We start from the raw sequence: 26338 nt of genomic DNA, 5'->3' as shown, positions 1-26338 counted from the left end.
CAGAATTTGAAGATATGGGCGAGACAAGGGCAGAAAACCAAGTTTCCTTATTTTCAATGAATAGACTGTACTCCACACTGGTCAACTCGCCCGTTGCCAGCGTGTGACGAATAGTTTCGAGGAAGAACGCAGCCTTTTCGGGTGTGAATAATTCCCGTTACGGTCCTGCCCAACAAATCATCAGACGGACGAGAAAGCCTGGATTGATTCGTTGGCGCAATCTTTAAATAGCGGCCTTCTGAATCATATACGATAATGACATCTGTCATCGCAGAAAAGATGGCGCGCATTTCGGTCTCGGAAGCGCTAAGAGCATCCAAAGCTTGCTTGCGCGCAGTAATATCCTCCTTGACTGCGAGGAAGTGGGTTATCTTGCCGCCTTCGTTAAATATTGGCGAGATCGTCGCAGACTCCCAATACAGATCGCCATTTTTTTTCTTATTATGAAATTCGCCGCGCCACTCTTTCCCCGCCAGAATCGTTTGCCACAAAATCTTATATTCCTCCGCTGAGGTATGACCCGATTTCAAGATTCGCGGATTATTCCCAATGGCTTCTTCAATGGTATATCCGGTTGTCTCTGTAAATTTTTTATTTGCATATTCAATGTTCCCCTTGATATCTGCAATGACGATTGTGGATGCGCTTTGCTCCACAGCGCGCGAAAGCTTACGCAGCTGCTCAGCCGCCTGCTTACGATCTGTAATGTCGTGCATGACACAAACTATGTTTTCGGGCATGCCCGGCATTTGAATCGGATAGATCGCCATATCGTAAATTCGACCCAACCACGGAAATTCACTACCGGGATAATCAACCTCGCCCGAGTCCTTTTCCCGGCCTGTTTCCAAAACATCTGTAAGCTCTCTGCCAATCACCTTCATATAAGGCAGGTTAATTCTATCAAGTACGGCGTGGTTGCAGCGACTAATTCTTCCATCCTTATTGGTAACAAAGATCGGGTCAGAGAGCGCATCAAATGTAGTCTCCCATTCCTTTTTACTTTGCAAGATCACTGATCTTGAACTGTGCTGTAACCCAACCAAGCCGAATAAAATTCCAAAACCAAAGGGGCAAGATCCAAAAGGTAAAAAACGTAATGGTTTGCATGCAGGTAAAGATATGCCCACACTGTAAACGGGAGATTCTGCCTTTGCATTTCAAGCCAGAGACCGGCAAACATAAACATAAACCCCAAAAGAAATCCAACAATAGTAGACAAATACATCTCTCGATTTTTATACCAGACCATTTTGCCTCCAGGGACATCCATGGAACAATATCATCATTACTGTAATAGATTTTAATTGGGCGGCATTGCCGTTGGCTCAAAACGGATCTCGCCCATCTGAAGCTCGGAAGCGGTGGCCACTTGAATTTCGAAGGCGCGGCCACTGAGTCCATCTGCGACAACCAATGTTCGGTTTCCGGCGGGAACACGGCTTAATTCAAAGTTTCCGTCTGCATCGGTTTCGGTGATCAGTTTGGTGCCGAGGATGAAAACCTCGCCCTGAAAAGGCTGACCATTTTCATCCACCACGCGTCCGCGCACGAGACCGGTGGCTGTCAGGTTCTCAAGGGTGCGCGTATTTTTGAGGACAGAGGAAAAACCTATCAATGCGACAATGAGGGTAAGCACAAGAAGCAGAATACGAAATCTCTTGACCCGTACGTTGGGGTCTGTGGGCTTCGGCAGTTGTTCGGGCATGCCGTTTTGAAATTGATCAAATGAGGGGGCATCATCGAGTGGCATAGTTATCTCCTATTACGGTACCTGACCAATACTAAAATCATTTAAACATGCGGAGGTACTATCCCATGAACGCAGTCCCGCGCCGCCAGTTGGGTACGTGCTATCTTTAGCAGTCATGACTTGTTTTCCATCCATAAAAACTGTGAATACACTTCCTTTGACCACGATCTTAAAATCATGGGGGACATTATAGACCGCGGCATTAATTGGAACCTGTGCCATCACCGGATTAAAAATCTCAACCCCGTTCGCCCAGCGTCGAATCAGCAAGGTGTTGCTGGCGCCTGGGTCATATTGAAAGGCATACCCACTAACCTGGGAGCCGACAACGGTGTCACGGAAATAAACGCCATAGCCATTTCCCTGCGTGAGCGTAATGCCATTCAGATTAATGACATAATCCGATTGCGGCATTTGGTTGGAGCATTTATTGAAACTTTGAAACGCACCCGAAAAGCACAACTGACCGTTCCCCACTGTGGGGGGCGGATTGGGCACTTGTAAATTTTGCCAATTGCTCATGCTGCCATCAAAACTATCCTGACAATAAATTTGTGCTTTGCATCCCGTGCCGCCGGTAATGCCGTTAACGGCCTTGCAATACAGGTCGGATACTGAAACGCCAGCCAAACTCATGCCAAGGACAATTCCTATGGCAATCAGCGCGAGCAACAATCCATATTCTATCAATCCCTGACCCTCTTGGATAATCAGCTTTGAAAAATTTCTTGATATTTTTTTCATGATCATCTCTAATTACTATCTTGGATTTCTTTTTTTACGGCACCTGACCGATACTAAAGTCATTAAAACAGGCAGAGGTGTTACTACCCCAGGTGCGAAGTCCCGCCCCGCCGCTTGGATAGGTGCTATCCTGGGCAGTCATCATTTGGACACCGTCCATAAAGACTGTAAACGTATCACCTTTAGCAACAATTTTAATATCATGCGGAACATTATAGATTGTTGAGTTGATCGGGACCTTGGCGACAGGCGGGTTTACTTCCTTTCCATTGCCCCACCTGCGAATGACAAGATAGTTACCCAAACCCGGATCATATTGAAGGGCATAGCCATTCATCTGCTTGCTACTGTTCAAGCTGCTGCGGAAGAAAATACCATAGCCCGGCCCACTGGACAATGTCACGCCGTTCAGGTTAACAACATAATCGGATTGCGTCATTTGGGTGGAGCATTTATTCAAAGCTTGCATGGCGTTTGGCAGGCACATCTGACCATTCTGCACAGTTGGATTTGAATACAATACATTCTGCCAGCCGCTTGTATTTCCATCAAAATTATCCTGACAGTAGGTTGCGAGTCCCTTGCAGGCCGTGTCGCCGCTGATTGCATTTGAGGCCCGGCAATAAAGATCAGATATTGAAACACCAGTCAAACTCATGACCAGGACAATTCCTATGGCAATGAGCGCCAGCAATAATCCATACTCTACAAGTCCCTGCCCATCCTGAAAAGACCGCTCCGAAAAAATTCGCGAACCATTTTTCATTGTTATCTCCGAACAGCCATTTCTTTTTTGTCCTCGGACAATATATATATGGGTTGTCGCGCAGATTTGTGATTCCAAGTTTTATCTGAAATAAACCTGCGGGCGCAGTATAAGCATGAACTATGAAGGCTTGTCCTGCCGGGCTTGCAGGCGGTCTTTCACGCGCTTAAGTCCTTCACCGGTATTCTCCGGTGGGCTCTTTTTATGATCTTCCTTGCTGAATAGATAGGCAAGATCTTCAAGAAATGCTCCCAGTGGATCAAGAGGTGTCTGCAAGGCAGATGGCTTGCCATAGAGAATTGAAGCAACCACAGCATCTCCGGCATAAGGAATTACCACGCCTAATTCTCTTTTGAGAGCACTTTCAATTCCGGCGCGAGGCAACCCTTTTCCCTTGAATGGCCAATTTAAGATAAGAGTGGTGCGATTCTCCGGGTAATTAAGCTTCTCAAAGGTTCCTAAAGCATTCGCAGCACAACGGACAGATGCTGTTTCAGGAGTCAGCATGAGTAAAATCTGATCGGCCATATCCAGACCGGCTAGCGTGGTCTCTGTAAAATCATGCGGCAGATCCAGAATGATATATTCATAATAAGTACGGAGCAGCTCGATTGCGCGTTGAACATATTCTCCAGTTATACCTTCCGCATCTTCAGGACGGCGTGGTGATGCAAGAACATGTACCCCGGCATCATGCCGAAGCAGGACAGAGTTGATCTGATCCATATCCATTTCTTTTGCGGGGGAACGAATTAAATCAGCCCAGGTATTGCGCAAAGGAAGATCAAGAAGAAGAGCACTTTGGCCATTCATGAATGCCAGATCTACCAGCGCTGTAGGGGTCTTCCAAATTTGAGAAAACGATACGGCTAGATTTGATGAAAGCATGGATACTCCCACTCCCCCGCGTAATGAAAACACTGCGATAACTTTTCCTGATACTTCACTGGTTTGTACAGATTTGTTTTCTGAAACCCGCCGTAATAAAACCTTTACTCTGGCCCGCAACTCCTGTGGTTCAAATGGTTTTGCCAAAAAATCATCGGCCCCCGAATCAAATGCCTTTATTTTATCTTCAACGCCGCTTAATGCCGTTAGAATAATAATGGGTATTTTTGCTGTAATTGAATTCTCGCGAAGGCGGTTACAAAGTGTGTAACCATCCATGTCTGGCATCATTACATCAAGAATGGCTAACGCAGGAGGGGACACTTTTATTAATTCCAACGCTTCATTGCCACTTCGGGCCGTTATTACTTCATAGCCATCTTTCAAAAGAATCGCGCCAACCATTTTTAGGTTTAGCTCGGTATCATCCACAACAAGAATTTTTGCAGACATGGCAACTCCTTTTATCAAGATGTTGATGGAACTCGAAACACGCTACATTATAACGTACCAAGGGTAATGTTTTTCAGCCCTGAATCCTAACACTTTCATGTCAATGCTTGTTTTCAGCGACTTCCATTGGGGATCAGCCCAGGCACAGACTGTAGACAGTGGAAGTATCTTCATTCACTTTATAACGGGAACTTTCGACATCACTTGCGTTCGAAATTTGATTGTTTAAATTCTGGATCGCTAACCCGCGTCTGTGGTCCCACGCTGAATACATGATCTTGTGTAAGTTCATGCAAGGCGGGTAACTGGAAATTCGCAAATCGAATCTAAGCTCCCATCATGATCTTCGGACGATATTGCAGCGCCTCTGCCAAATGCGTGGATTGTATCTCTTCGCTCCCCGCAAGGTCTGCGATTGTGCGTGATAATTTCAGAATGTGGTGATAGGTACGTGCGGATAATTGTAGTTGACTCATCGCTGGTGCGATCCTCCTTGGGATTGCCAATAGTAAACAAGAGGATCACCCCTAAAAGATCGGTTTTATGTTGCTTTTTACCAGTTTTAGCGTAAGGAGAGGGGTAAAAAATAGTTACGCACCGCGAGTTCCATTATCGGGCATCTTTTAACGAACCCGCGATCTCGGAACCTGTAGCGCCACACTACTTATTGTTTGGCGGAACTACAATTCATAAACAAAAAATCTTGAAACACAATCTAAGCAAGTTGTTTACGTCGATAGGATAGGGGCGTTTCGCCAATTTCGTGACGAAAAACACGGCTGAAATAATTGTTGTCTGAGAAGCCAACTTTTATTGCAATGGATGCGATACTTTGGTCGGTTGAGATGAGCAATGTTTTTGCCTGATTGACCCGATAGCGATTTAGATAGGCGGTTGGAGTGAGGGCAGTCTCCCGTTGAAAACAACGCGCAAGATGCCCTTCGCTTACGTTAATCTGTTTTGCAATATCTGCACGGGTAATTGGCTCGGTATAATGTTCATGAATATAAGCCATTGTTTGTCTGGCAATATGCTGAGATTCACTACCTAGTTTATGATTGTGGTTGAGCGCGGATTCAAAGCGCGAAAGCATTTCATTTAAATCGTACAAGCCTTTGCCCAGGACGGTTGCAACCCCTTGACTGAGGCGGGTCATATCTGCATCCATAAGCGTCTTGGAGGTTAACACGATTACGGCTGTGTCACGTGTAGTTTCCCATTTACGCATTTGTGCGAGGACACCAAATCCGTCCATTTTTGGCATCATCAGATCCAGTAAGACCAGATCAACGCGGGTTTGTTGCAGGATATGTAATGCCTCAAGCCCATCACGAGCTTTGAGCACACGATGACTTGAGGAGAGTCTTTGAATGATCTCAGAATACAGATCAAGAAAACCAAGTTCGTCATCAACAATGAGTATAGTTTTTGATTTTTCTTTTTCATCCGCCGCCCATCCCTGACGGGCAAGCGAATGAAATAATTCATCTGAGTCGATGGGCTTCATCAGATAATCAAGTTCGAGCATTGAGCCAGTTTCCTGCCCTGGGGCAAAGGAATAGAACAAAACTGAAATATTCTTTGTCTTTGGATTTTCCTTGACCACTTTAAGAACTTCCATTCCATATTTGGAGGCGATCTGCATATCCAATACAAGCGCGCCTGGCGGATTGGATAATAAACGTGAAAGCCAATCAGGGATTTCTGTGACAGATTGTATTTCCACTTTGAATCCACTATTCAGTAATCGATGTTGTAGTGACTTGGCAGATTTAATTTCATTAGCCAGAATCAAGACAGTTTGTTTCCAGAAAGGATTGGGGTCTTGAAGCAGTTTATCCGTGTCATCCAGCATTGGCAGGCGGAAATAAAAAGTCGAGCCGTGTCCTTCCTCGCCTGAAGACTGGACGCCAATTTCTCCGTTGTGAAGTTCTATCAACTGTTTACAGATTGCGAGCCCAAGCCCCAATCCGCCAAAGCCACGTGCCGCCGTATGTTCCGATTGACGAAACTCATCGAAGATCCAAGCCTGCTCGTCTAGTGGAATTCCGAGCCCGGTATCTTGCACAGAGACAACGAGATGTTTTTCCCCAACTTCGATGCGAAGAGATACTTGTCCTTGCGCTGTGAACTTTACGGCATTAGCAATCAGGTTGAGTGCTACTTGTTGAAGGCGGGTACGGTCACCCCATACTTGTGGAAGCTGCTTTGGGATCTGAATCTGCCAATCAAGTCCTTTATCTTGCGCGAGTTGCTTTCCAATTTCGATAACCGCCTGAAACGTTTCGCCCAAGTCAAGCAGCTCGCAAAATAGGTGCAATTGGCCCGCGTCACTACTGGCAAGGTCAAGCACATCGCGGATGAGATGTCCGAGATGCTGGGCATTGGTATAAATCCGTTGCAAAGTTTCGTGAACATCTGTAGTTGGTTGTTTTAATTGCATTTCGCTCAGGCCAACGATCAGGTTGAGCGGCGTGCGAAGTTCATGACTGACCGTTGAGAGAAAGCGGCTCTTTAAACGATTGGCTTCCTCTGCCAGCCGACGTCCATCTGCGGCTTCCTGATAAAGACGTATGCTTTCCAACCTTGATGCTAGTTGACGCACAACAGCCAAACACGGAATAAGATTGGCAGCATCGAAGGCAACATATCCCACTGGTTTTTCCATGATGGCAATCGGCAGTAATGCCAACTGATAGGGTTGTGTGGCGGGATAAAGCCCGGGGGGAGGAAACTGTCGGGTGGCGAAGCGGTATGCCTGACTAGGAGATGAAGCGTCAAACCCAGATGGCAGAATACTCAAAGCTACGGGATCATCCTCTTGTGCTTCAAACAAAATTAGTTGGGCATGTTGGATGTTTAGCGCCGTCAAATATCGATTCATAATGGACTGCATTTGCGCGGGACTGAGGGCTTCGCCCAACTCGGCAGACATGAGACTGAGTTGTTGGGTGAAATCATCCTGACTGCCGAAATATCTCAGGAGTTGAAATTGTGCACACTCCGCAATCTTGATGCGCGCCTGGTCCAGCCACCCACTGACTTGATGCTGGGTGTTGTGGTATCGCTCAAATTCTGAAAATTTCTGCCACCAAATCGTTAAAACAGAAATTGCAGATTGCCAGGCAAGTGCATCTTCATTAAACCTTTTAACATATTCAAGTATGTCGGAAATCGCAGATTCAAATGGCTTACCATCCCGCTGATTAATGCTAAAGATAAACGCATTCGCAAGAGCAAGGCATTGGATTTGAATGGTATTCATGCGTAGTTGACCCACTTCCGCGAAGACCCTCTCGCTCATGGCTTGCGCAACTGAATTAATTGAAATGGAAGTTTCGAATTCACCATCCGTATTTGATACTTCCGACAGGGCACGGATGTTCAGTGCATCGTGTTTGCATCCGCATGATTCACGAATGACTAATTTAGCAGGGACGCGGATTGCACGTGTAGTATTATCAATTCGCTGCAAACGCCGCAGCATCAATTCGAGCGCCTGAAATCCTATTTCATATGCGGGTTGGTTTATGGTTGTCAGCGTCGGATTCTGGATGCGGGCTTCAAAACGATTATCGAAACCGATCACGGCGATATCCTGCGGTATTCGCAACCCTGCCGCTTTTATCGCTTGCATGGCGCCGATGGCTGATTCATCGTTACAAGCCAGCACCGCAGAAAATAACGCGCGGCCTTCCATAATTTGCCGCATGGCTTGAAATCCGCCTGGAGTAGTGAAACTCCCATAAGCCACCAGGCTTTGATCGATTTCCAAACCAAGTTTTTGACAGCCAGATAAAAAAGCTTGGAGACGTTCGGGACCATCCCCTGGGCGGCCCGCTTCTCCGCCGATAAAAGCAACTCGTTGATGTCCATGCTGCTTCAAATGAACGAGAGCCTGCCATACACCATCGGCATTATCCAGACTGACAGAAAGTTCGCGATCCGCGCTTTCGATGAATACAACAGGATGTCCTGCTGCAATGACTTGTTCAAGATGACGTGACTTGACATCCTCTGGATTGTGAGGCGCGATTACGATCAAACCATCCGTATTCCATGAGCCAACAGGGAGAAAATCTACTTCGGGCGAAAGGATAGGCCAAGCGGTGCGAATTTTGGGGTTGAAGGAAGAGACAACACCAGAGGCGATGAGCACATTGCATTTCTGTTCATGTGCTGAATCGCGAATCCCCTGGAGGATTGGACGGAGTAAAGTGTTTAGCGTGCCTGCATAAACCTGCCAGGAGGCTAATACACCGATTGTGGGAATTAGTTTGCTTGTTTGGTTTGGCATTGGGCTGAGTCACAGATTCAAATGTACTCTATGACCAAATTATACTGTTAATATCAACAATGCCTGTCATGACTTAATAGCACCAATGAGACACGCATCCATAATGAATACATGTCTCAATAATTGAGTGAATTGAGTTGGAATGAGGGTTACTTATTGGGTACGGTGGAAACAACCAAATGATGAACAACGCCATCCCGCTGGAAGATATGTTGGCTATTGACGGCATCTAACACATACCCTTCGATCTGCTGGATGCTTTCATCAGTCAAATGGACGGTTATACGATTTACAATTGACGCCTGAAGGATTACCGGGGTCTGACAGATTGAATAAGCGAGGGAATTTTCTGTGAGTTCAATATCCTGCTTCTGCCCGTCAACGTTTACGTAGGTGAACACCGATGTATTGCGGAGAAATTCATTTTGATCCAACAACAGGAAGTCAAAAGCCAGATTCCCGTTATCGATGGAATACCCAAGTTCCGCCTGTCGTGTTAATATTTCTTCCTTAACCAGACCAGTCATGCCGGGTTGTTTGGCGCCCTGGCCTTTGGGCGTGTGTGAGTAAGGGTCGGTGGGAAATGCGCCATAAACGTCAGGCGCTTTTTTAAAACTTAGCCCATTACGAATGTCTTTGTATTTTTCGATTAGCGCATTGGCGGTCGGTGCATTCCTTGTGCGAATGACTGTCTCTTGTACTGCCAGTAAAAGTTTGGAAACCATGTGCCAGTACACGCTCCCTAATCCTTCATAAGCGAAGAAGGTTCCGGAACGACCAGTAAATTCATCGTGGCGGAAAATATATTCGAACAAAGCCTTTATCTTTTGCGACTCGTTTTGCACCAATTGTGTAAAGTGGGGCTGGGCGCTTAAGACTTCGAGTGAATGAGTCACGTCTTTCAAATTTCGGATGTGACCGCTGAAGTGGTAATCGCCAATCACATCCTGGGTGACGAGAGTCTTATCATGAGCATTTACCAGCTCTGGAAACAATGCCAAACTGCCTACCTGTTCGGATGTCATGCGGTTCTTTTCAAGGAAACCTGCTAGTTTCCGATCAGGATAGAGGATGTAACTGTGTTGGTCTGCGCGGTAAAGCTGGCTGTGCCTCAAACTTTCCAGGAGTGCCAATGACTCTTCACCCGAAAGCAGACCCGAGGAAAGAATGGCAACTTGCCCTTCCAACATTTCATAAAGCGGGCTGATGGATGCGATCCCGTCGTCGAGATGAAGAATATTGTATGAATGGTACAAATTATCACTGCGTTTATTGGCGCGTAATGAATGTTCAATGTACTGCTGTGTCAGATCGAAAAATGTAAGTAATTCTGATGTCTGTAAATTGGCAGATTTACTTGAAAACCCCTGGGAATAATAATTCCAGCGATAGTCACTACCTGCCTGGCCCAGCGCGTCCATCACAGAGCGCCTTTGTTCATCAGTGAAGGAGGCCGTTAGATTGCTTTTGAATTGAATTAGAATTTGAAATACTTGTGAATAGAATCTCTGAACTTCCACGCTAATTTGAAAGGTACTGCTGTCGCTCTGCTGCAACAACTCTTTGCAAAAAACAATGATGCGCCGCAAATAGCCAAGTGTCACAACCGACAAGCCTTTGCCAACCAGAGCATTGTTGGCATCATTCCACTCCGGGCGCTGGGTGTTCATCCAGATGCCGCCTTCGGGGACAAAATTCGCAAGCTTAGCAAGCAGTAACGTAAGCAGTTTTTCTGCAAGAGTTGCATGGAATACACGATTATTTTTTGTACAAGTCAGCTTTCCGTCCGAGCCGTATTCCTTCACACGCTGCTCAATCTCCCGTTCCAGGTTCCAGTTGAAGTCGATCGTATTATATGGATCTTTTTGCAAATCAACATAAGGCTTGATCTGGTAGGGCACGTTTGCATAACTAAACATTGGCCGCGAAAGAAATTTCTGAAGCTTGCCCGGATGCGCCTTCACACTAATTTCCATTAATTTTTGAAGATAAATAATTTGATGGTCACTCCAATAGCCAATATTTGCCCAAGGATTGCCGGGTTCTGGAATTTCCCATTCAATTCCCTTGCTGGTAATTCGATAGGGATTATAGCCATCTGCTGTTGCAGCATTCAGGAACACACAGATCATACTTTCAATATATTGTGGGTAAGAATAAGCAAGCGCTTCCCAGTTTTGAAAAATATCGCGCCAATTTCCTTCATAACCCAACATCAAAGAACCATCCTGCTTTTTGATGTCGATCACAAAACGATTCCATGGACGGCTGGGGTCGCCGTGACGGCGACTGAACGACAACGGCAAATAGGCATAGCTCAAGCGGATCAAATCTTCTGCCCCATTTCTTTCCGCACGAATTTGAAGATCGAGGAGATTTATTTCATCGGGCAATTCTGAAAAGAAAGATTTATTTTCATCGAGAATAGCACGGTTACGAATGGAAATAAATTCAATGAAATCCTGTTTGTGAAGACGGTATCCATCGGTAAAAATTCCGCCGCGCATCACGTTGAACATCACATTGGAAAAATGATGAGCGGTACAAAGTTCATCACCGGATATCTGCAAGCCATCTGCGCTGGCAATAATTTTCTCAAGTTTTGATTTATTTATTGCGATGTCTCTCTCGATGTCATTTGATAAACCGGAGCGATTCTCGCTTATTTTTTTTAACAAGCTGACAATCGCAGCGCTGTCCTGGCTGACATCTGCCACTATATGCCAGACATGTTCAGCGCCTGAGGCGAGGTTTAAAACAGTATGCACAAAGTAAGCGCTGCGCTGGCCGCGCACTTCTGTTTCGTTTTCCACGCCCATGCCAGCACGGAATCGTTCAAGTTGACGAGATGAGAGTAGGTAGTGAGCTTGATTAAGCCCAATCTGCACAACCGTGGTTGCCAAAAGCGACTCGCTGGGTTCTGCAAGGTCTGTCAGGGTGGAATTTAATGCAAAGATGGCAAGACCAGTTTCGGGGTACAGTTCGCTGCGCTTGTAGGCATCCAAAAGAGAACTGTACGCGTTCTGAGTTAACATGGCGACATTGGCAGGCAGGATATTCTGGATTCCGTCGATAATTTCAATTTGACAGGGTGATTCGTTTTGAGTTGACAGCCAGGTTGTTTTGATAAAGCCAAAGATATCACTGGTTCGCCAGGCGTAGCGATAGGTTAATCCCAAGCTATGATTGACCTCTTCAAAAAGAACCGTGGTACTGGCAACGTTTTTATAAATATTTCGTTCGATACGATAATTACCCTGATACCGTTCTGAAAACGGCTCCCAGAGGTTTTTTCTTCCAGCAGTTATGACAAGAAGGATGGCTTTATTGCCGGTATTCTCGCTGTTTTCGGTAAGTTTATCAACTGTGTAATAGGGAAATAATGATTGTTCGGCACTGACGCGTCCTGCCGAAAGCCCGCCACTGGATGAGATAAACAGCCAGTGATCGGTACTGCTGACGATGCTCATAAAGAATGGTTCCATGGCATCATAATTTTTGATCTTATAAAATACATCGCCAAGCAGGGAGACATATTCGCCGCGGATATCACGTTCCAGGTGTTTTTGAGCCGTGTCGCCAATAAATATCGGTTGTATCTGATTCATATTTGCTTTTCCTATGGAACTTCAGCACTTACCTTTACCCAGTCAACCAATATTTTGGTTTCATTATTTTGAATGGATCGAACAGTTGCCTGCGGTATTCCATTGTAAGGAGAACGAACTCCATTTGTCTTGAATGGGTATGTGCCGCCGAGCGCGCAGTTTAGGATAAGAAATTTTTTACTGTCAAAGACCCATGCGCCGTAATATTCGATCATTGGGCGGGTTGCGCGGTAAATTAGTTCTCCATCAATTTTGAATAGCAATTCGTCGGATGCTGTCCAATCAATGGAATAGATGTGCCATGCAGTGGCGTTATTCGTTGCTGAAAAATATTGCTTGTTAACCAGCGGGGTTTCTCCTGAATAACCCGGGCCATGAAGCGCCACACTTGTCCAATCCGGTTCTCCGGTGTTTTCCATGATGTCAATCTCCCCATTCCGAGGCCATTCGCCATCAACACCCATTGCCCAAAAAGCAGGCCACAATCCCGTTCCAGCGGATAGTTTTATGCGCGCAGAAATATTGCCGCGGATAAATTCCATTTTTTCGCGAGTATTGATGCGGCCTGAGACAAAATCATAACTCTCGCCCTGCGGTGTAACATATCCTGCGCGATAACGCGGATGGATTACGAGCGAGCCGTGCGCTGTGTCCACGTCACCGGGTTGAATATAAAGTGTCTCGGTAGAATCGATATACGCCTGTTGTTCGTTGTTGACTACCTGTCCGGTAATTTCTACATTCCATTTGGATCGGTCAAGTGTGTTAGATATGAAATCGTCAAAAAATATGATCTCGGATTTTGCAGCGGAAAATTTTTTATCATGGGCAGACATGGTGGATTCCATAATCAATCATAGAGTTATGCACTGCGCCCTGTTTGTCAGTTTATTCCCGAAAGAATAATGCAACATACAACCCTCTATGGTAATTTTTGATATACGCGGACATAGTCCACGAGTAGTTGTTTGGGGAAGACAACATCAAGACCAATCGGCCCGGGGAAATTTCCGCCGACAGCAAGATTGAGGATGATAAAAAATTTCTGGTTGAAGACCCAGTCCCGTTCTCCAACATCAGCGCGCGTGACGGTGAAATATTTTGTGCCATCATAGATCCAATTAACCTGGTCGGCTTCCCACTCGATCGCGTACGTATGAAAATCATCAGCGATGTTATATGCTTGGCGATTCCATTTGGTGAGGCCGAGCGCGCCTGAATAGCCGGGTCCATGAATAGTGCCAAAGATCAAATCCGGTTCTTTGCCGAGGTGTTCCATCACATCGATTTCGCCGCAGTCAGGCCAGTTTCCGCCGTTGAACTCAGAACCAAGCATCCAGAAAGCAGGCCAGAGACCTTTACCGCTGGGAACCTTGAGACGTGCTTCAATCCGTCCGTATTGAAAGTCCTGCAATCCTTGTGTCTTCAGACGGGCAGATGTGTAGTATGAGTCTTCAAATTTTTCCTGCCGTGCCTCGATTACCAACATGCCATTTTCCACACGTGCGTTTTCGGGGCGGGCGGTGTAATTTTGAGCTTCGCCATTGCCCCAACCACCGGCACCCAGATCATAAGTCCAATTGGATGCGTTAATCTCTTTACCATCGAATTCATCATGCCACTTTAATTCCCAACCGGGTGGTGGAGCGATGGGCGTCGCTGTCGGTGTGACTCCGCATGAAACGCATACGACGGTGACGATAAGCGCAAGGATGGCTTTTGAAAGAAAACGGTTTGACATGTTGATCAGCCTTTGATTGCGCCTTGCGTTAAGCCTGAAATAATATAGCGCTGTAACACCAAATAAAGGATCAACATGGGGAGGGTCATGATTAGCACAGCGGCCGCAAGCGTGGGCCAGTTACTGCCATAAACGCCTTGAAACACGATCATGCCGCGCGTGATCGGGTAATAATCTTTGTTAGTCAGATAGATCGTCGGCAAAACCAGCTCGTTCCAAATACCGATCGCGTGCAGGATGGTCACCGTGGCGATAGCGGGTTGAATCAACGGAAAAACGATTTGGATAATAAATTGGAAGTACCCGCAGCCATCCAGCGCTGCTGCCTCATCCAGCTCTTTGGGGATTGATTTTATGTAGTTTACAAGAATGACGATGCCAACCGGGTTAATTAAGAAGAGAAGGATGTATCCGATCGGATTGTTGTAAAGCCCAAGGCGCAACATCAATTGAAACTGTGGAATCAACCCTGTGGGCAGGAATAATGCTATGATGAACATAGTGAGCAGCAAATTGGCACCTTTGACATAACCGCGCGCAATCGGGAAAGCCACAAAAACCGCAGTGATCACGTAAATTGTTGTTGCTGAAATTGTATATATCAGTGTGTTGGTAAGATAGCGCGGAAAATTGGCTTTTGTCCATGCTTCAACAAAATTTTTGAAGCCCAGAGAAGTCGCCGGGGCAGTGGCATCCTTCATGAATTCCGGCAGGGTTTTAAATGCGGTATTAACCAGCATGAGCAAAGGACCGGCATAGATGACTGTAAAGAGCAGCAGGGCAGCGTAACTTCCAACACGTCCCCAGTTAATGTTTCTACCTGTTATGGTTTTCATCCGAGTATCCGCTCCTCTCTGCGCCGCAGAATATACTGTGTTGCCATGCCAATTACGAGCACGATGAAGAATAGAACGATCGAAGCAGACGCAGCATAGCCCTGGCGGAAACTGGTTGTTACACTACCCGATGTTTGTCCAAAACCCTGGGCAAAAATCGTATATCCCAATACCTGTGTTCCATTTCTATAACCCAGGAGTACCAGGAACAACTGCCATGCCTGCAAAGAACCGATGATGTTCAAGGTTAGATTCGTGTTCACACTGGGGGTCAGCAAAGGCCAGGTGACTTTGGAAAAAACCTGCCAGCCGCTCGCGCCGTCGATCCGGGCTGCTTCGTAAAGTTCTGATGGAATGGTCTGCAACCCTGAGATGAAAATCACCATCGTCATCCCCATATTGGCCCAGATCTGGACAACGATTACCCAGGCAAATGCTTCAGTTGGCTGTCCGCCAAAAAATTCCGAACGCGTGCCGAAGAATTCCAGTATCTTGGCAACCGGGCCTCCCAACGGGTAAAGAAAAAGGGACCAGATCAATCCTTGAATGACCGCGCCTAAAATGACAGGCATGAAGTACAAGGTGCGAAAAAAGTTAACACCCTTCAACGGCTGATTGACAAGCATTGCCACGAACAAACCTAATCCAAATTGGATGGTTGTAACGAAAAAGCAGAAGATCAGGGTTCGCCCGAAGATGGCATAATTATCCTTAGCTGCCTGACCCAGCAAAAGGAATTCTTTATAATTATTCAGCCCAATCCAATGGACAGGCACACCGGGTAAACCGCTGACATCGGTAAAGGAATAAACGGTTGTAGCCAGGGAAGGTCCCAGGGCAATAAGCAGGTAAAATAAAATCCCCGGCAGGAGTAATAGGTAAGGGAGAAGTCTTGCCCAACCACGACCAAAATGATACATCATAGCCTTCCTCCATTTTCACACATAGAGTGGATAGAGTGTGCAGGCTTCTCCTTCCGTTTGTACGGAAAGCGAAGCCTGCACAAAGAAAACTGTATTATTTGTTGGCGTCTAGTCCGGCTTGAAGATCAGCCTGAGCCTGATCCGCTAATTTCGCGGCATCATCCCACTCGTTGAAAGGTTTGAAGAATGAAGCAAAGGGGCTGGCCCATTGACCGGTTCCTTTGGGAGCAACCCAGTATTGTTCGTAGCCTACTCGGAAGTTGGCAAGATAAGGAGCAACTTCCTGCCCGATCTGTGTATCCAGCTTGGCACCCGGCTGTGTGGGAATGAACCCAACAGCAGTAACAAATGCCTGATAATTGGCAGGATCAGAGAATTCACTCAAGTACAACATGGCAGCGTCCTTGTTAGGGGTCTTGGCGGCAACAGCCCAGCCTTGATCATACTTGCCGAACAGGTATTTATTCGCATCTGCACTATCGCTGCCGGGGAAGGGAATATAACCCCATTGGAAGGCGGGTTGGGAGGTTTCAATGGCAGCCGCAGACCATGTGCCGGAGGGGAACATCGCAACCGCCCCAGATGCAAAACGACCGGGAGCTGCATCAGCTGCAACACCGCTGGCGCCTTCTTCCATCATATCACGGGCATAAATCTGCATCTTTTTCCACATATCGAGAGACGTGGCGTCATTCCATTTAACTGTACCTTCCCAAAGGCCTTGCACCAAACCAGCCTGATCGGGATATTCAGCACCAAGGAGTCCATAAGCGCCTACAAAAATCGGCCAGCCATCCTTACCGCCAGCGGTCATGCAAGGGATGTTGGCAGCCTTAAAGGTCTCACAAGCTGTTACAAGTTCAGCCCATGTCGTGGGAACTTTAACATTATTTGCGGCAAACATATCTTTGTTATAGTAGACACCGCTGTAGGAGACGCGCCCGAGGTTAATCGCATAAACTTTTCCTTCAAACGAACCGGCATCCTCAATAGCGGAAGGATCGTAATTTTTAAGGAAAGGTTGGTCTGTAATATCCATCAATAGGCCGGCCTGAATCAATGCTTGCCAGTTGGGTGGATCCACATTTTTCATGTAAGGTTGCGCGGCATTGGAAAAACCAAACATGTCAACAACATCCACGTCGTTGGCAGTCAGGCGGGTCTGAGTCACGGTGCTTAGATCATTGGCATTAACAACAGCCATATCTATAGTAATGTTTGGATATTTTTCCTGGAATTTTGCGTTGAAGGTATTCATAAAATCCACCATCGGGGGATTCTGGTGGACAAGAACGCGCAAGGTGACCGGTTCTGAACCGGCCGCCGGCGCTTGAGTTGCTGAAGTGCCGGCTCCGCACGCAGTAATCAAAATGCTTAACACGAATAAAACGGAAAGAACTATTTTTGAAGTACGCATTTCTTTTCTTCTCCTATATTAATCTATATTAAATGCATGGATTGAATTCCTGATTATTCTTTAGTGAAGCCATTTTTGTATATGTTTACGCGAGCCTCCTCCTCATAATAATATGTGAATTTGATTAAAGTATTAACGAAAAATCTCTAATCATTATAAAATTAAACAAGCGAAAGAGACGCACAAAATGAACATTTTTTAGCACAAAGCGTTCACTTTTTATATTCAGTAATTATGGTTTTCTTGGTTCTAACCAAAGATACTAAAGAACCATTGTGCTGGCTACTTCTTTCATCCGCCCTATATTGGAGAAGTACAACAATTCTCTTGGTGACACTAGTGAACAGAAGTCGACATTTGTCTCGACTTTAACGAAATCGCCCAGAAATTGCTTGACAGTCTCAGTGTCCGCACGAAAAATGAGCAAGTCTTTACAGGAAAAACTCCTGAAAAGATACAAAATCAACTCAAAGTCAGTAGGTAAATAGTTACGCTTCACGGGTTCTTTCCCCGTCGGGACCGCCAAGAATAAATAAAAAAACTGCCCCCAAAAGGCGGTTTTTTTGTTAAATCTGACCCATATTTGCGTGAAAACAGGACTGAAAAACAGTTACGCACGCGAGTTCCATTATCGGACATCTTTGAACGAACCCGCGATCCTAGACCTTGCTTTGCTCCTGTACAAACCCAAATAGGTCAAGAAAACTACCCTTATCAATTTGTTTATTTTGTATCACTATTCTTACAAAATACAATGCTCTTACTATCAAATTTGGGAAAAACGCCACTCAAAATCATGACCATGCCGGTAGTTGAAAGATACCATCCCCACCCCAAAGATTTGAGGAGGCTGGGAAATCCAGGTGTGTATTGTGCTTGTGACAAAATCGATGGCAGCCAGATCAGGAAGAGCAGTAAACCGATCAAGACAACACCCCCGCCAATCCCAGTAAATAGACGAGAAGATGTCAGGCTGGCGATCAATGCGAGCACAGAACCCAAGATCAGCAAGATATAGACACCCATCACCTGACTGGATTCGATGTTTTCGATCAGCATTGCGCCGTTGGTTAATGCGGTGCGGCGAACAAAGTCCATTGGCAGAATTTCCAAGCGAACGCGATCCACCCTGACCGGAATTTCGACTTGGAATAAACCGAACGCGCTCTTCCAAAATGCCAATCCGATTGAAAGGAGAATGACCAGACTGCCAATCGCCGCAATCATTTTCCGTGTCCGTTCAGATGAAACAGGTACATCTCTTGCTTGGGAATTCATCCAGAACTCAAAAGCAAGAAACAATACTGATACTATCAACAGAATTCCCGGCAGGTACCAGAGTCGCCCCACCGTTGTAAAACAAATCGCTGCGGGTAACAACACACCCAGGAAAATTGCCAGTTTACCATCGTTGGTTAGCGCGTCCTGTTTGGATGCGATAGTCATGGAAACAAAAGCCATACCGCTCAAGAATAGCGTGACGATGCCCAGAACAACCGGGTTTTCCTTATCACCAATCCAGGGTCGGATCTGGGTACCAATGCTCAGTTCCACAACACCAGCCAGCATCCCAAGCATGGCTCCCCATGTTCCCAATTTTAGGGCAAGTCTTTTCATCAGCTTATTTCCTTTTTGACCTGCACCCCAAAGCGGGCGAGATCCTCAAAAAAACGGACTGGCTCCACCAGCGTTGCCTGTCGCCACAAACCGGGTTTCTGAAGGCTGCCATCCAGATACTGCAAAAGGCAGGCGACGGCTGGCGCGGCGGTGAGAACGTACGAATCCTCATGGAAGACAGTCATCACCAGCGAATGCCCTGCTCCGTGCGCTTTCATCTGCAAGATAGCCCCGTAGGGCGGACGGGTTGTCTGCTTCAGTCCCCACTCCACCAGACGGGCAATCAGCTTTCGGGAGCGGTTGGGAGCGATAGCCAACAGGAGAAAAGCCAGTGGGATAATCACATAATCCATCACGCCGCCAAATCCAGCAGAATAGTAGCCTGTCTCCTTTAATGAAGGGATTAACTCCGGCAATGGACGAAACTCTTCCAAGGACATCGGCATACAGTATTTGTGACCAAACGGCTCACCGAAGTCTACATCCAGCATTTCACTCATTTTGCCGGGCTTCCACTCCCCGTTTTTCAAAACCAATGGGTTGAGGCTTTTCAGCTCATCCACAAATTCAGCGGCAGTGGATGATGCAAATTCGCGTTCCTTCCAATTGACCTGGAAAACCGTGGCGACCGGCGCAGATTCCAGCTCGGGGATTTGGGTCGCGGCGTAGCGCACCATCGCCGCCGGAATGCCTGGGCGATAACCGCCATCCGTGATGAAGCAGCGCCCGGAATTGAGAATCCGCTCACGCAGGGCTTCCAGCGCCAGAAGTTTTGCCGCAACCGAGATTTGAACGTCAAAGTAATCAATCCCTGCGTCCAATGCGGCTTCAGCGACGATTTGTGTAAATTCGATGGTGCTTGAAGCGACGACCACAATCTCAACTTGCTTGAAAGCCTCGACGAGAGACTCTTTGCTGGCGGCGTTGACTTGCATGCCGCTGACACAATCGGTCTTGAATTCGGCGTTGAGTTGTTCCGCCGCGCGTTGCGCCCGCTCACCGTTTCGACCAGCCAGGATAATCCCAACTTTTGTTTGACTGACCAACAGGCGGGCGATGACCAACCCGGCATTGCCATACCCGCCAAGAATTAAGATAGATTTCGGTTTCATTTTTATTCCTTCGCATCAAATTAATACTTCGTCGACCGATCGGCGCAGGGAGCGCGGCAAGGCTGGGGCATGACCGTAGCGCAGCAGTAGTTGAGGCAGGGATGATCCCAGATTCATGGCGCTTTGGAATTGTCCACGTAAGTTTTCCACTTCGATTGGCTGGTTCAGGAACGCAGATTGGAGGTTCAGCGAAGTCATCTTGAGCGCCAGTCGCTCGTAGACTTGTCCCGTACGTACCCAACTGGATTTGTCATCTGCTTCGGAAGCCACAAGCACCGCGCCTGCGGAACTGCGCAGTTTTTTTGCATCGATATCTGCCTGCTGCTGGGGTTTGGTGCCAGCGACGAACATCTGCCCCAACCAGCGCGGCACTTCAGGATTACCCGAACATACTGAGTATAGACCGTCCATGACAGCCAGCGCATCCTTTTTATTGAAACGCAGCCAGGCGATCAACTCATCAACAAATGCATTATCCGCATACTGGCTCAAGTTGCCCTGATTGACGTACTCAAGCGTAGTCTCCATTTCCGACGGGCTGGTGACAAAGCGCAGTTCTACGCCAGGTTCCAGCGGAAGATTCATTATCTGATCAAGATCGTCATTCTTGATGGGTTGACCATCATATTCTGAACGGGTATTTTGGCGTAACGGGATGGCGTCGAATAGCGTATTCGCAACGGGCGTACTTTTGGCAAGACGCACCCCGATAAATTCGGAGTTGTTATCAGGATAAGCCACTTCGCTCTCATAGCCAGAAGTGCGGGCAGCAATGACCAGATTCTCCAACGCACAACCCAGGCTGATCCAAAGTTCGCGATCATCGGGGTCAACGATTGGCAAACGGCGGGTATAGTCAGGGTGGATTTCAATAGTGCTTTCTTTGATGGAGAACTTCCATGGCTGAGTGTTATGACCATTCGCTGCGAGCGTCGCATAACGGACGAGCTCCCGCATTTGAGATGACATGGTTGAATCCTTCTCAAGAGGTTTCCAGGTTTGTTCAACCTGTTGTTCATAATCCAACCACGGGGCGTATTCATATAAAGTGGTTCCTCCTACTGCGGCTACGCCTGCCGCCAATGAAAGTTTCAGAAAATCCCGACGATTGAAAGATTTTTGAGGTTTCATGAGTTTCTCCTTTTTACTCCAAAGCGTTTGCAAAAGACTCTCTTTAGGCAGACAGGTTTAATTTCCGTTGCCGTTTTTGCGAAGACACGATCCATATAATGGCAAGAATAGCGACATTGACAATAAAGCCTGTGGACGCAATCTCCCAATCCAGACCCGTCAAGATCAATGAAAAGATGGACACACCCACAAGCAAGGATTGATTCCATTTCGATTGGGTGAACAACCCGACTGTGGTTACAACGAAGCCGATAGCTGCCAACGCCCACAACACGCCAAAGATATAAATACCGCTCTCGCCCAGATCCATGCGACCGTTGAGGATGCTGGTCTTGTAGGGGAAGCCATCGAGACTGCCCAATTTCATGTAGACAGTTGTCCCCATCAGATGGATGAGTCCATGAAAGAAGAGAATGATGGCACCGATGATTCGAATAATTTTAGACATGAGATTTTCCTTTTTGTTTGGCGGGACTTTGAAATCTACTCAACATTCTTGAGCAAGGACACCGCCGCGAATAGATTAGCGACAGTAATAGCCAGGAACGGAACCATAATCGCCAGACTATCTGGCGTTCCAGCGAGTGTCATGTTGATGCACATTGCGCTGACAGCCAGCCCGAGTGCAATCGCTTTCATCACAAAAACGGATGCCAGCAGATACCCCCATGCACTACGACGTAACAACAGAACGCCAGCCAGAACCGCAAGCGGCACGATTAAGCCCAAGTCCATTGCCTGGATGACGAAAGTGGTCGTGTTTTCAAGAGCAGGCGTCAGATTTTGCATGAGCGGAGGTACAACTTTTCCCAGCCAGGCGAGCGACAAAAATCCGCCGATGACAAATAGCAGTCCAGCGATCCAGCCGCGCGGCAAACGTTCAGAGAAATGCTGAGACAGAGTCGTCAGGTCAAAGGACATCATGCATAGAAATGAAGGCATACAGGCTGAGAGCGAAGAGCGCCACATAGACAAGGAACAACGCATTGAATGATGTCAACATGCACATGGACATGTAAGTGTAGAGAAAAAATCCAAGTATGCCAGTCAACAGTAAGCGTCCGCGCAGAGAGCCGCGGAAAGCCAGCCACGCCGAAACAACCAGCAAAGGCACACCCACAACCAGCGTCACAATATCATTGCCCTGTTGCTGGGCAGCGGAACTGACCGTGTCGTAGAAATACAGCCCATGCCCGTTAATCATTACCTCTTCGCCGCGATGGCTGGTGAATGCGTAAGGTTCGCCAGAGGTTTGGTCGAATAATCCCATGCTGGCGGCGAACACTCCCAGCAGCGCGATCAACGGGATCAGGATTTTCAAAACAGGTTGGTTTTTCATCATCGCCTCCTAAGCAAAAATAGTTTGCGCCCAGCCGTGGATCTTGTCCCAATCACGGAAGTCGCCTTCTGGTGTGTTCGTGGATTTTTCAACAGCCTTCGCCAGCGTGCGATCCACGAAGTTGAGTTTGGAATGATTCAACTCGCCGCTAAAAAATATTTCAGCTTGCGGAGTCACGATTTGCCGCACGATAGTTGTGTACGCCTCACGCGCCTTGCGGCTGGTCTCATCATCGCCCGTGTTGAGTCTGTGACAGGTGAAAAACGCGGTCGGCATTTGGCTGAGATGCGCTTGATTCTTTTTGACGAATTCCACTGCCTCAGGAAGCCAGTTCCCCATGCGGATGGCGCTTCCTAAAATGACCGCTTGATAATTGGCAAGATTTGGATTTTCCTTCACAGGAATAACATCAACTGCGAAGCCGCGCTGAGCAAGGCTCTCGCCGATGGCTGCGGCTACTTCAACGGTGGAGCCTGCACGAGTTGCATACGTAATAAGAATGCGTTTATTCATGTTGTGTTCCTTTCAAGTTTCGGCATGGAATTCTCCAGAGAAATCGATTCACTATTCAGTGACAGGATGATGCATCCCAGATTATGCAAATTCCGAATGAGTCCAATGATGCCCGATTGATCGGTGCGGATGTTTGACAGGCTGGTCGTATCATTCTCGCGCAGCACGATTGTCTCGGATGGGCAGAAGGAAGTAACAAAGTCATCGTCCAGCGTTCCTGAAAGTTTGAGCGTATAAGAGCGTAAATCCTGATTCGTATTGTGGGTGTTCATAATTTCCTTTTCTGTACGCTCCCAGTCTACGCCCTTGAAAACAAAAGCGGACTACATGATGATGTAGTCCGCTCAAGAAAAAGATGTAGTCTTCGTTTATTGGATCAGCCCCAATGCCCGTGCCCGCTCTACCGCTTTGGATTGTTTGTCCACGCTTAGTTTGCCGTAAATCCCTTTGACATGGTAACGCACGGTGTTGACACTGACCACCAATTGTTCGGCGATCTCGGCATACTTCAATCCATCAGCGAACAGGCGCAGAATCTCCAACTCGCGTTCGGTGAGCGGCTCGATCAACTCGTCATCAGATCGACGTGCTTTGTTTTCCTGCGGCGAGGCGGGAAAAAATTCCAGTAGTTTTTTTGCATACGCAGAATTTGGAAGGCGGTAAAGTAACGCAGCCAGCGGCAAGCCTTCATCCACAAACAAGCGAAGATAGCCTTCGGGTTCAGCCAGCGCCAACGCGCGCTCCAACCAGATCAGGCTTGTTTTTGAATCGCCCAATTTTGCATGAAGCAGCGCGCCGAGAGTCAACGCTTGCATGGATGCGCTGCCGCGCTGTCTACTCTCGGAAAGGGAGATGATCCGCGCCGCAAGCGCAACTCCCTGATTAAGATCCGCATCCTCTCCGCGCTCGAGCAGGAGACGCAAATAAGCGACATGAATCTCATCTGTTGAATGGGCAACCTCATCATCGACCAGAACATTGCTTTGTCTCAAAACAGTCTCTGCTTCTGTGATGTTATTTTGAGCAAGATACAGGTTGACTTGCCGAGCGATCAACCCAGGACGCAGCCAGCCAGGCGCACCAGTTTGAAATAATTCAAGCGCGTCAGATAACGTTTTTGATGCGGAATCAAGATCACCCTGCGATTGCAATAAACGCACCAGATTGATCATGGTGTAGATCACAGAGGCATTGTGCCCCGATGACATCCCCAAACGGATGCCGCGTTGGAAATATTCGCGCGCCTTTTCGATTTGATCCCACTCGTAGTAGACCAATCCCAATGCGCCGTACACCGATCCCACAATTGGAGGCGACGCAGCCTCTGAGTGTTCGAGCCATTCAATGGTTTGCGAACCAACTTCAGCGGCGAAGCGCAGGCGCCCATGCTGAAGGCACATCAACACAAGATGAGTAGTCGCCAATGTGCCTGTGACCAGATCCCCAGACTCATGACTGACTCGAATGGCTTGCTGAAGCGCGTCCACTGCCTTATCGAAATCCACTGCCTGACGATAGCCTGCTCCCAAACCCAGATATGCCAGACCACGAACCTTGAAATTTTCGGGTTCCACAATCTGCAAGGCGCGCTGTGCTGCCTCGATCGATTCAGTGATTTTGCCCTGCGCCTGCATCAGGTTTGATTGAAGCGCGAAGCACTCCGCCTGCATGGACATCGTATTTTTTGATTCGGGCATATTTTCAAGCGCGGACTCTGCCTGCTTTAAATACGGTACCACCTGCCCAAACCTGCCGCGCAACATGTGCATCCAGGCGAAGCTCAAACTGGTGCGCGGACTCTGGGTCCGCTGCTCAAGAGGAATGGATTGCAGCCAGGTTTCAACACGACGGGCAGAACCTTCATTGAGCAAGCCCCATGAATGAGTTTCAAGTAAATCCATGACACGCTTAAAATCCTCAGCCGCAAGCGCATGTTCGATCGCGTCAGAATACATGTGATGATTTTCGTACCATTGACTGGCGCGTTGGTGCAGTTCTGTCACTTGTTCGGGGTTGGAGCGACGCAGTTGATCGAGCAATAACTCTGCAAAGAGATGATGATAACGATACCAATGTCCTTCGTCATCCAATGGAATGAGAAACAGATTGGATGTGAATGACTGCTCCAATAACGCGGCGCTATCCGCCTGACCTGTTACAGCGCTGCACAGGTCACCGTTCAGTTTCGACAAAATGGATGTTTGCAGCAAAAAATTTTGGGTTTGTGCCGATTGCCTATTTAGCACTTCCTCGGTCAGGTAACTGAGAATATGGCGATGACTTCCACTGAGCGCTTCAACAAACGCAGATGGATTCTCACGCCCTTGCATGGATAGCCCCGCAAGCTGCAAACCAGCCACCCAGCCTTCGGTGCGTTCTTCCAAAAGGGAGATATCTTTTCCAGAAAGCCTGATCCGCATCACGTTAAGAAGGAAGCGTTGAATTTCATCCCCTGAAAACCGCAAATCGTTTGCGCGTATTTCAGTAAGTTGATTCCTGACGCGCAATCGCGCAAGCGGCAGAGCGGGATCTTCGCGTGTGATAATAACGAGATGGAGTTGGTGATTTAGCAGCCCCTGTAAAACATCGAGAATAAATTTATCCTGAATGAATTGAAAATCATCCAGCACACAAATAAAGGCTGACTTTGTTGCCAGCAGATCATTGACCAATACTGTAAGCAGTATTTCCTGCGGCGGCAGTTGACCTGCACGCAATGCAAGCGCCAATTCCGCGCCGATGGATGGATCGATTTTTTGAAGTGCAGAAATTAAGTAGAGGAAGAAACGCGAAGGCTCATCATCCGCCATGTCCAGTGCGAGCCATGTGATAGGCAACTTCGCCTGTTTCACCCATTCAGCCGCGAGCGCGCTTTTGCCATATCCTGCGGGCGCGGAGATCAAGGTCAGCGGGCGGGCGGATGATAATCCGTCATTCAGCCGTTGAATGAGCCGCGAGCGTGTCACATAGTTTGGAGGTGGCGCAGGCAAAAATAATTTGGACGCCCGTAGTGAGGGTTGATCTGAATCTGAATTACCCATGTGTAAATTATACCGAATTACTTTGCGCTGGATAATTTTTATTTTATATTCTACGGTGTCTTAACGCAAAAGGGTTGACTGACACCATCTCTGCTAGCATGGCTTAAATTTTTTATGAACTACTGATTATAATGACTTTATGTCCACACCAATTTTAGC

The 26338-nt window shown here is 47.3% G+C and carries 21 protein-coding genes and 1 pseudogene; all 22 read right to left on the bottom strand.

The window, feature by feature from the left end; translation table 11 throughout:
• Nucleotides 1-53: 53 nt before the first annotated feature.
• On the bottom strand, nt 54-1010 hold the full coding sequence (locus IPL17_RS19240) for a PAS domain S-box protein (RefSeq protein ID WP_345308706.1): 957 nt from the start codon (nt 1008-1010) through the stop codon (nt 54-56).
• A 293-nt stretch (nt 1011-1303) separates the two neighbouring features.
• On the bottom strand, nt 1304-1753 hold the full coding sequence (locus IPL17_RS19235; protein ID WP_345308705.1) for a carboxypeptidase-like regulatory domain-containing protein: 450 nt from the start codon (nt 1751-1753) through the stop codon (nt 1304-1306).
• Between the two features lie 12 nt (nt 1754-1765).
• On the bottom strand, nt 1766-2497 hold the full coding sequence (locus IPL17_RS19230; protein ID WP_345308704.1) for a hypothetical protein: 732 nt from the start codon (nt 2495-2497) through the stop codon (nt 1766-1768).
• A gap of 34 nt (nt 2498-2531) precedes the next feature.
• The gene (locus IPL17_RS19225; protein ID WP_345308703.1) at nt 2532-3263 is read right to left on the bottom strand and encodes a family 16 glycoside hydrolase; all 732 of its coding nucleotides are present in this window, start codon (nt 3261-3263) and stop codon (nt 2532-2534) included.
• Nucleotides 3264-3383: 120 nt separating this feature from the next.
• On the bottom strand, nt 3384-4604 hold the full coding sequence (locus IPL17_RS19220) for a response regulator (RefSeq protein ID WP_345308702.1): 1221 nt from the start codon (nt 4602-4604) through the stop codon (nt 3384-3386).
• A gap of 326 nt (nt 4605-4930) precedes the next feature.
• Nucleotides 4931-5083, bottom strand: a pseudogene (locus tag IPL17_RS19215) (ATP-binding protein); the annotation flags it as partial.
• A gap of 236 nt (nt 5084-5319) precedes the next feature.
• Nucleotides 5320-8901 (bottom strand): substrate-binding domain-containing protein, encoded by a 3582-nt coding sequence (locus tag IPL17_RS19210; protein ID WP_345308701.1) that lies wholly within the window; start codon nt 8899-8901, stop codon nt 5320-5322.
• 149 nt (nt 8902-9050) lie between these two features.
• Nucleotides 9051-12509, bottom strand: a complete 3459-nt coding sequence (locus tag IPL17_RS19205) for a hypothetical protein (RefSeq protein WP_345308700.1) — start codon at nt 12507-12509, stop codon at nt 9051-9053.
• An 11-nt stretch (nt 12510-12520) separates the two neighbouring features.
• A complete protein-coding gene (locus IPL17_RS19200) occupies nt 12521-13345 on the bottom strand; it encodes a glycoside hydrolase family 16 protein (protein ID WP_345308699.1) in 825 nt (274 codons plus the stop codon).
• 86 nt (nt 13346-13431) lie between these two features.
• Nucleotides 13432-14250, bottom strand: coding sequence for a glycoside hydrolase family 16 protein (locus IPL17_RS19195; RefSeq protein ID WP_345308698.1), 819 nt, complete (start codon nt 14248-14250; stop codon nt 13432-13434).
• 5 nt (nt 14251-14255) lie between these two features.
• The gene (locus tag IPL17_RS19190; RefSeq protein WP_345308697.1) at nt 14256-15086 is read right to left on the bottom strand and encodes a carbohydrate ABC transporter permease; all 831 of its coding nucleotides are present in this window, start codon (nt 15084-15086) and stop codon (nt 14256-14258) included.
• The gene (locus IPL17_RS19185; RefSeq protein WP_345308696.1) at nt 15083-16009 is read right to left on the bottom strand and encodes a sugar ABC transporter permease; all 927 of its coding nucleotides are present in this window, start codon (nt 16007-16009) and stop codon (nt 15083-15085) included. The genes IPL17_RS19190 and IPL17_RS19185 overlap by 4 nt, the downstream gene beginning before the upstream one ends.
• A gap of 94 nt (nt 16010-16103) precedes the next feature.
• Nucleotides 16104-17426, bottom strand: a complete 1323-nt coding sequence (locus tag IPL17_RS19180) for an extracellular solute-binding protein (RefSeq protein ID WP_345308695.1) — start codon at nt 17424-17426, stop codon at nt 16104-16106.
• Between the two features lie 723 nt (nt 17427-18149).
• Entirely contained in the window at nt 18150-19043 is an 894-nt protein-coding gene (locus tag IPL17_RS19175; protein WP_345308694.1) for a hypothetical protein, read from the bottom strand.
• A complete protein-coding gene (locus IPL17_RS19170; protein ID WP_345308693.1) occupies nt 19043-20155 on the bottom strand; it encodes a saccharopine dehydrogenase NADP-binding domain-containing protein in 1113 nt (370 codons plus the stop codon). The genes IPL17_RS19175 and IPL17_RS19170 overlap by 1 nt, the downstream gene beginning before the upstream one ends.
• A 15-nt stretch (nt 20156-20170) precedes the next feature.
• Entirely contained in the window at nt 20171-21286 is a 1116-nt protein-coding gene (locus IPL17_RS19165; protein ID WP_345308692.1) for a twin-arginine translocation signal domain-containing protein, read from the bottom strand.
• A 43-nt stretch (nt 21287-21329) separates the two neighbouring features.
• Nucleotides 21330-21734 (bottom strand): ABC transporter permease, encoded by a 405-nt coding sequence (locus IPL17_RS19160; protein ID WP_345308691.1) that lies wholly within the window; start codon nt 21732-21734, stop codon nt 21330-21332.
• A 35-nt stretch (nt 21735-21769) separates the two neighbouring features.
• Nucleotides 21770-22210, bottom strand: coding sequence for a hypothetical protein (locus IPL17_RS19155; RefSeq protein ID WP_345308690.1), 441 nt, complete (start codon nt 22208-22210; stop codon nt 21770-21772).
• Entirely contained in the window at nt 22197-22625 is a 429-nt protein-coding gene (locus IPL17_RS19150; protein WP_345308689.1) for a hypothetical protein, read from the bottom strand. Before IPL17_RS19150 ends, IPL17_RS19155 begins: the two co-directional genes overlap by 14 nt.
• Before the next feature lie 9 nt (nt 22626-22634).
• Nucleotides 22635-23138: a flavodoxin domain-containing protein gene (locus tag IPL17_RS19145; protein ID WP_345308688.1), complete on the bottom strand. Its 504-nt coding sequence runs from the start codon at nt 23136-23138 to the stop codon at nt 22635-22637.
• Nucleotides 23135-23410 (bottom strand): hypothetical protein, encoded by a 276-nt coding sequence (locus IPL17_RS19140; RefSeq protein WP_345308687.1) that lies wholly within the window; start codon nt 23408-23410, stop codon nt 23135-23137. The genes IPL17_RS19145 and IPL17_RS19140 overlap by 4 nt, the downstream gene beginning before the upstream one ends.
• A 96-nt stretch (nt 23411-23506) precedes the next feature.
• Nucleotides 23507-26179: a LuxR C-terminal-related transcriptional regulator gene (locus IPL17_RS19135; protein ID WP_345308686.1), complete on the bottom strand. Its 2673-nt coding sequence runs from the start codon at nt 26177-26179 to the stop codon at nt 23507-23509.
• Between the last annotated feature and the right edge of the window lie 159 nt (nt 26180-26338).

This window comes from Candidatus Villigracilis saccharophilus, assembly GCF_016711665.1.
This window is presented reverse-complemented; position numbering and strand designations above follow the sequence as displayed.